A 7,099-nucleotide genomic window follows, 5' to 3' on the forward strand; every position below is an offset into this window, starting at 1 on the left:
TGCAGCCCCTCGCCCGCCATCCGCTCATGCTCGGCATCTAGGTCACCGACCGTGACCGCGAGATGGCCGTAGCCGTCGCCCAGCGCATAGGGTTCGGTCCGGCCATGGTTGATCGTCAGCTCGACCTCGAAGGGCGAGGCGGCGTTGCGGAGATAGACCAGGGTGAAATCGTCGAAGGCGAAGCGGCCCGCCGGCTGCAGCCCGAAGGCGCGGCGGTAGAAATCGGCCGAGCGGGCTTCGTCGAGCACCCGGATCATGGAATGGACGGGTTTCGCGGTCATTTCTGATCTTTCAGGAAGGCGATGATGGCCTGGCGGACAGCGGGGTCCTTCTGCCGGTAGGGCATGATTCCGCCGGGGATCAGGGCCTGGGGGTCGGTCAGCCAGGCATCGAGATGCGCGGCGTCCCAGGTGAAATCCGCCTTGGCGAAGTTCGGCGAGTAGTGGAAGCCGGCGACGCTGCCCGGCTTGCGGCCATAGACGCCCAGCAGCAGCGGCCCCTGGCGCGGCGGGTCGGACGGGTTCAGCGTGTGGCAGGTCTGGCATTGCTGCTTGAACAGCTCGGCCCCGGTCGGCTTCGGCAGGTCCGGCAGCGTCATCTGCGCCCGGGCCGCACCCGCCAGAACCAGCACCGCCGCCATTGCGAGACCGGCGGCCCCTCCACGATATCCCATCCCAGACCCCGCGTTTCCCTGTGTTGCCGCAACCCTAGGAAAGCGCTGGAAGCGATGGGTAGTAGCGGGCTGTTTCAGCAGCCCTTTCCGGGTGTTGGGGCTGCCCGGTCGGACCCGGCAGCCGGGGCAGCAGACCATAGGCCCGCATATCATCCGGGGATGGCAGAACTCCGATCGACGCAGTTGCGGCGGCGGCCCGGCTCATGCAGGGTGCGGCCACCCTTTCCGCCAGGCTGAGAGCGAGCGATGACTGACCCCGTTGCCTCCTATGACGTGATCGTGATCGGTTCCGGTCCCGGCGGCTATGTCGCCGCCATCCGCGCCGCCCAGCTGGGACTCAAGACCGCCTGCGTCGAGAAGATGCCGACCCTCGGCGGCACCTGCCTGAACATCGGCTGCATCCCGTCCAAGGCGCTGCTGCACGCCTCGGAGAAGTTCGAGGAGGCCGGCCACGCCCTGGCCGCCTTCGGCATCAAGGTGGCGGGCGTCGAACTCGACCTGGCCGGGATGATGGGCCACAAGACCAAGGTGGTGAAGTCGAACGTCGACGGCGTCGACTTCCTGTTCAAGAAAAACAAGATCGACCGGCTGAAGGGCACCGCCCGCTTCACCGCCAAGGACCGGATCGAGATCGAGGGCCAGGCCTACGCCGCCAAGAACTTCATCATCGCCACCGGCTCCGATTCGACCCCGCTGAAGGGCGTCGAGGTCGATGAGGGGCGGATCGTCACCTCGACCGGCGCGCTGTCGCTGCCGGAGGTGCCGAAGCATCTGGTGGTGATCGGCGGCGGCGTCATCGGGCTCGAGCTCGGCTCGGTCTGGTCTCGCCTCGGCGCCAAGGTCACGGTGGTGGAATTCCTCGACCGCATCCTGCCGACCAATGACGGCGAGGTGTCGAAGCAGATGCAGCGCATCCTGGCCAAGCAGGGCATGGCGTTCAAGCTGAGCTCGAAGGTCACCGCTGCCCAGAAGACCGACACCGGCGTGACCCTGACGGTGGAACCCGCCAAGGGCGGCGATGCCGAGACCATCGAGGCGGATTACGTGCTGCTGTCGATCGGCCGCCGGCCCTACACCGAAGGGCTGGGCCTGGACGCGGCCGGCGTCGAGCTGGACGAGCGCGGCCGGGTCAAGACCGACAAGCACTTCCGCACCAATGTCGACGGCATCTACGCCATCGGCGACGTCATCGCCGGGCCGATGCTGGCGCACAAGGCCGAGGATGAAGGCGTGGCGGTGGCCGAGATCCTGGCCGGCCAGGCCGGCCATGTGAATTACGACGCCATTCCGGGCGTGGTCTACACCTGGCCCGAGGTCGCCTCGGTCGGCCGCAGCGAGGAAGAGCTGAAGCAGGCGGGAATCGCCTACAAGACCGGCAAATTCCCGTTCCTGGCCAATGGCCGGGCGCGGGCGATGAACGCCACCGACGGTTTCGTCAAGATCCTGGCCGACGCCAAGACCGACCGGGTGCTGGGCGTGCACATCATCGGCGCCGAGGCCGGCACCATCATCGCCGAATGCGTGCTGGCGATGGAGTTCGGCGCCTCGGCCGAGGACATCGCCCGCACCTGCCACGCCCACCCGACCCTGAACGAGGTGGTCAAGGAAGCCGCCCTCGCCGTCGACGGCCGGGCGATCCACATCTAAGATCCGGCGTCACTGCCGCGACCGGGCCCGGGAGTACGCTTCCGGGCCCTTTTCATGTGCGCGACCGGCCAGGCCGCCGGCCTTCCCGGAACGAACCCGGGGCCCGGACGTTTTTTCGGGGCTCACGCAGCATGTCCGGCGTGGGCTTCCGAAAGAGCCATGGGGAGCCCTTCCGTGAAATCATTCGTGCTTGCCGTCCTCCTGACGCCGCTGCTGGCCCTGCCGGCCTTCGCCGGCTGCACCGAGGATTTCCAGACGCAGACCGGCCGGATTCCGGCCCTGCAATCGGCCTGGCTGGCGAAGATGGGGGCGCCGCAGCCGGAGAAATGCGCCGCCCACAAGGATCTGGCCGACGCCTATGCCAAGCTGGGTGCGCTGTACAAGACCTGCCAGACCGAGCTGCAGCTGCGCGATGCCGACATCCAGGAACAGCAGCAGGCCGCCAGCGACGAACAGACCAGCTACGCCGCCGATTGCGGCGGGTGAGCGGTCGCGGCGTCCTCGCCGCGAGCGAGCATATGCCCCCTGGCATGCTCCAGGCTCAGCTCCAGGCTGACATGCGACAGCTCGGTCGCGGCGGCCTCGGCGGCGTGGGTCGCCGGCTCGACGACCCGGGCGAACATCTCCGCCTCATAGGTCCTGACGGCCTCCGTCCAGTCGCCGGTCTCGGTGAGATGGCGGGCGAGTTCCGCCGCGTCGAACATGGCGGCGTTCACGCCCTCGCCGCCGAAGGGCGACATGACATGGGCGGCGTCGCCGAGCAGGGTGATGCCGATCCGGTTCGGCCAGTGATGCCCGACCGGCAGCGCATGGATCGGGCGCGCGACGATGGCGTCGTTGCTGGCGCGGATGAGATCGACCAGCTCCGGCGCCCAGCCGCCGAATTCCGCGGCAAGCCCGGCGCGCAGGGCGGCCGGTGACGAGAAGTCGAACCGCTTCGCCGGCCAATCCGTGGGAACGCGGAAGATCGCATAGCCGCGCAGATGGGCGTTGCCGTTGCGCTGGATGATCATGCAGCGGCCGTCATTGCCTTCGATACCGGCCTTGCCGCGCCCGACCAGCGCCGAAAGCCCGGGGTGGCTGGCATCGGCATCGTCGATGCCGAATTCGATGAAGGTCAGGCCGGTGTATTGCGGCTGATAGCGCGAGACCAGGCGCCGCACCTTCGACCAGGTGCCGTCGGCCCCGACGACCAGATCGAACGGCCCCACAGTCCTGCCCTCGAAGACGAGATCATAGGCGCCATCGTCCCGCGGCCGCACCTCGCGCAGCTCGTGGCCCCAGCGGATGGCATCGGCCGGGACGGCGTCCAGCAAGATCTGGCGAAGTGCTGTGCGGTCGACCTCCGGGCGGTCGCCTCCGGTGGCATCGTCGTCGGCCAGCACCAGCCTGCCGGTGCTGTCGTAGAGGCGGCTGCCCTGGTCCTCGTAGCGGGCGATCTGGCGGAATTCGGCCTCCAGCCCGGCACGCTGCAGCGCCAGCTGGCCGGAGTCGACATGGAGGTCGAGCGTGCCGCCCTGCGGCCGGGACAGGGCATGTGGCTCGCGTTCGAACACCGTCGCCCGGATGCCGGCCAGATGAAGGATCCGCGCCAGGGTCAGGCCGCCGGGGCCGGCGCCGACAATGGCGATGCGGAGGGGTTGGATCATGGACAGGGTCTTCATGCAGTGATATATAGGATCCTATATAAATAAACATAGGCCCCAATGCAAGTGCCCGACTGGACCCTGTCCGCGAACCCCGCGCCGCTCATCAACATGGCATCGCGCGCCTTCGCCCGCCTCGGCGAGCGCCGGGTGAAGCCGCTCGGCTTCAGCATCGGCCAGCTGCCGGTGCTGTATCTCCTACGGAATGGCGAGGCGCTGTCCCAGAAGCAGCTGACGCAGTTCGCGAAGATCGAGCAGCCCTCGATGGCGCAGATGCTGGCGCGCATGGAGCGGGACAAGCTGGTCCGGCGCACGCCCGATCCGAAGGACGGACGCATCAGCCTGTTCTCTCTGACCGAGGCCGCATTGGCGAAGCTTCCAGCGGCGCGCGAGGCCCTGGCGGCGGGCAGCCGGGACGTGCTGGCCGGGTTCAGCGACGCCGAGGTCGAAACCCTGCTGAGCCTGATGCGGCGGCTGAACGAGAACCTCGACCGTCTCGTCGCTGAAGAAGCGCCCGACTAGCCCGGGTCTAAGCCCCGACCAGCGCCGGCAGCTCGGCCAGCGACGTCACCTGCCGGTCCGGTGCGCCCGGCAGGCGTTCCGGCCGCTGGCTGTAGCGGTTGCACCACACCACGCGCAGGCCGAAGGCCGAGGCGGCGAAGGCGTCCCAGGCGTTGGACGACTGGAAGGCGATCGCCCCGGCCGGCAGGCCGAGCGTGTCGAGCGCCAGCTGGTAGACGCTGGGATGCGGCTTGTAGACACCGACCTGCTCCACCGACAACACCGCGTCGAACTGGTCCTGCAGCCCGGCGCCGGCGACCAGCGCCTCCAGCATCGCCGGCGTGCCGTTGGACAGGATCGCGGTCTTCAGCCCGGCAGCGCGCAGTCGGCGCAGCACCGCCGGCACCTCCGGGAACGGTTCGAGCGTCAGGTACAAATCCATCAGCCGGTCGCGCAGGCCGGGTTCGTGGATGCCCTGCGTCTCCAGCGCGAAATCGAGCGCGTCGCCGGTGTCCTGCCAGAAATCGGCGTGGCGTCCCTGCACCGCCCGCAGCCAGGAATAGCTGAGCTGCTTCTCGCGCCACAACGCGGCCAGCGGGCCGACCCGATCGCCCAGCACATCGGCGCAGCGCCGGGCGGCGGAGACCAGGTCGAACAGGGTGCCATAGGCATCGAAGACGCAGGCCTTCACCCCCGTCAGGGGCCCCCCGGTCATCGGATCGGTGTCCATGCTGTCGCTCGCTCCTCGGTCGCGATGTCCCCGGAACGCCGTTCGCCTCAGCCCGCCGCCGGGTCAGCCGCCGCGGCGTCCGGCCGCAGCTCCGCCCAGGTCAGGATCGCGTCCAGGGCTGGGCACAGCGCCTGGCCCCACTCGGTCAGCCCGTATTCGACCTTGGGCGGCACCTGGTGATGGACGATCCGGCGCACCATGCCATCCGCCTCCATCTGCCGCAGCTGCTGGATCAGCATCTTCTGCGAGATGGCGGGGATGGCGCGCTCCAGCTCCGAGAAGCGCAGCACCTTGCCGCCGAACAGATGGAACAGGATCAGCAGCTTCCACCGCCCCTCCAGCATCTTCAGCGCCTGTTCGATGCCCTCGGCCGCCGTGCCGGCGGTGTAGGCCGGGCGCTTACCTTCGGGTGGGTACCTTACTTTTTCGTGCGTTCTTGCCATTGCGAAACCCTATTCCCATCCTTGGCGTCCCGCAACCGTCCACCGAGGAGCCGTCATGACCGTGCCGCTGCCCGAACCGATCGCCACCTACATCGCCGCGGAAAACGCCGATGATACGGCGGCGCTGGCCGCCTGCTTCGCCGCCGATGCCGAAGTCCGCGACGAGGGCCGCACCATCCATGGGCTGGAGGCGATCATGGCCTGGAAGATCGACTCCAAGCGCAAATACCAGCACACGGTCGAGCCCCTCGCCGTGACCGAGACCGATGGCCGGACCGTGCTGACCGCCCGGGTCGCCGGCCAGTTCCCCGGCAGCCCGGTCGAGCTGCGCTTCGCCTTCGGCCTGGCGGCCGGCAAAATCACCTCGCTGGAGATCGCGGGATGACCGCCCCTTCCACGGCCCGCCCAGCCTTCACCGCCGGCCCGCGCGAGCTGGCCGGCAGGCGCGTCCTGGTCAGCGGCGGCAGCCGCGGCATCGGCGCCGCGGTGGCGGCAAGGCTGCGCCGGGCCGGGGCCACGGTGCTGGCCGCCGCCCGCACCGCGCCTGAGGACGCCGACGAGCTGTTCGTGGCGGCGGACCTGGCCAGCGCCGAAGGCTGCGCCGCCGTGGCCGATGCGGTGCGCGACCGGCTGGGCGGCGTCGACATCGCCATCCATGTTGTCGGCGGGTCGAAGGCCCCGGCTGGCGGCTTAGCCGTGCTGGACGACCGGGAATGGCAGCGCGCCTTCGACCTGAACCTGCTGCCCGCGGTGCGGCTGGACCGGGCGCTGCTGCCGGCAATGCTGGCGCAGGGGTCGGGCGTCATCGTCCATGTCGGTTCGATCCAGAGCCGCCTGCCGCTGCCTGAGGCCACCACCGCCTATGCCGCGGCCAAGGCGGCGCTGTCCACCTACGGCAAGGCGCTGTCGAAGGAGGTCGGGCCGAAAGGCGTGCGCGTGGTGCGGGTGTCGCCGGGCTGGGTGCAGACCGATGGCGCCACCGGGCTGATCGAAGAGCTGGCGGCCAAGCTGGGCACCGACACCGACGGCGCCCGCCAGGCCCTGATGGCGTCGCTGGGCGGCATCCCGATCGGCCGCCCCGCCTGGCCGGAGGAGGTGGCGGAGCTGGTGGCCTTCCTGGCCTCCGACCGCGCCGCATCGATCCATGGCAGCGAGCATGTGATCGACGGCGGCACCGTACCGGTGGCCTGAGAGCCTGTTTGATAATGCTACTGGCGCGGCCGTCTGACGGCGGTTTCTGCGCTTCCGGTGCTCACGGACGACCATGTCCGCTGCGCGCCGGTTCTCGAAACCACCGCCAGCAGACTCACGCCAGCGCATTTTCGAACAGTCTCTGAGCGCAGGCCGCCGCGTTCGTCAGCGTGCGTTGGTCAGGGGCCGGCCGGCGAAGAAATTGTCGAGGCTTTCGATCGTCATCCGGCACATCTCGCGATGGGCGGCCTGGGTCATGCTGGCGATG

At 69.2% G+C, this 7,099-nt stretch carries 10 protein-coding genes; 5 read left to right on the forward strand and 5 right to left on the reverse strand.

Annotated elements, in window-relative coordinates:
• Nucleotides 1-281: VOC family protein (locus AC3XYG_RS36365; protein ID WP_489144779.1), on the reverse strand; the 281-nt coding region annotated here is incomplete at its 3' end.
• Entirely contained in the window at nucleotides 278-673 is a 396-nt protein-coding gene (locus AC3XYG_RS36370; protein WP_489144780.1) for a c-type cytochrome, read from the reverse strand. The genes AC3XYG_RS36370 and AC3XYG_RS36365, both read right to left, overlap by 4 nt.
• Before the next feature lie 246 nt (nucleotides 674-919).
• On the opposite strand from AC3XYG_RS36370, the gene lpdA reads away from it, so the two are divergent.
• Both lpdA and AC3XYG_RS36380 read left to right on the forward strand, forming a co-directional pair.
• On the forward strand, nucleotides 920-2,320 hold the full coding sequence (gene lpdA / locus AC3XYG_RS36375; protein ID WP_489144781.1) for a dihydrolipoyl dehydrogenase: 1,401 nt from the start codon (nucleotides 920-922) through the stop codon (nucleotides 2,318-2,320).
• Nucleotides 2,321-2,494: 174 nt separating this feature from the next.
• Entirely contained in the window at nucleotides 2,495-2,806 is a 312-nt protein-coding gene (locus AC3XYG_RS36380; RefSeq protein WP_489144782.1) for a hypothetical protein, read from the forward strand.
• On the opposite strand, the gene AC3XYG_RS36385 is transcribed toward AC3XYG_RS36380, so the two are convergent.
• Nucleotides 2,782-3,969, reverse strand: coding sequence for an FAD-dependent oxidoreductase (locus AC3XYG_RS36385; RefSeq protein WP_489144783.1), 1,188 nt, complete (start codon nucleotides 3,967-3,969; stop codon nucleotides 2,782-2,784). The genes AC3XYG_RS36380 and AC3XYG_RS36385 overlap by 25 nt on opposite strands.
• A 57-nt stretch (nucleotides 3,970-4,026) precedes the next feature.
• Here AC3XYG_RS36385 and AC3XYG_RS36390 point away from each other — a divergent pair, with 57 nt between their 5' ends.
• The gene (locus tag AC3XYG_RS36390) at nucleotides 4,027-4,488 is read left to right on the forward strand and encodes a MarR family winged helix-turn-helix transcriptional regulator (RefSeq protein ID WP_489144784.1); all 462 of its coding nucleotides are present in this window, start codon (nucleotides 4,027-4,029) and stop codon (nucleotides 4,486-4,488) included.
• Nucleotides 4,489-4,495: 7 nt separating this feature from the next.
• Here AC3XYG_RS36390 and AC3XYG_RS36395 read toward each other — a convergent pair whose 3' ends face one another.
• Nucleotides 4,496-5,182 (reverse strand): haloacid dehalogenase type II, encoded by a 687-nt coding sequence (locus AC3XYG_RS36395; protein WP_489144785.1) that lies wholly within the window; start codon nucleotides 5,180-5,182, stop codon nucleotides 4,496-4,498.
• Between the two features lie 62 nt (nucleotides 5,183-5,244).
• Nucleotides 5,245-5,640, reverse strand: a complete 396-nt coding sequence (locus AC3XYG_RS36400; protein WP_489144786.1) for a winged helix-turn-helix transcriptional regulator — start codon at nucleotides 5,638-5,640, stop codon at nucleotides 5,245-5,247.
• 55 nt (nucleotides 5,641-5,695) lie between these two features.
• Between AC3XYG_RS36400 and AC3XYG_RS36405 the strand changes: the two genes are divergently transcribed.
• Together AC3XYG_RS36405 and AC3XYG_RS36410 are read left to right on the forward strand one after the other, a co-directional pair.
• Nucleotides 5,696-6,025 carry a nuclear transport factor 2 family protein gene (locus tag AC3XYG_RS36405; RefSeq protein ID WP_489144787.1) on the forward strand — a complete coding sequence of 110 codons (330 nt, stop codon included), beginning with the start codon at nucleotides 5,696-5,698 and terminating at the stop codon, nucleotides 6,023-6,025.
• Complete coding sequence (locus tag AC3XYG_RS36410; RefSeq protein WP_489144788.1) at nucleotides 6,022-6,831, forward strand: SDR family oxidoreductase; 810 nt, start codon at nucleotides 6,022-6,024, stop codon at nucleotides 6,829-6,831. Before AC3XYG_RS36405 ends, AC3XYG_RS36410 begins: the two co-directional genes overlap by 4 nt.
• The last annotated feature ends 268 nt before the right edge of the window (nucleotides 6,832-7,099 follow it).

This window comes from Inquilinus sp., assembly GCF_057815775.1.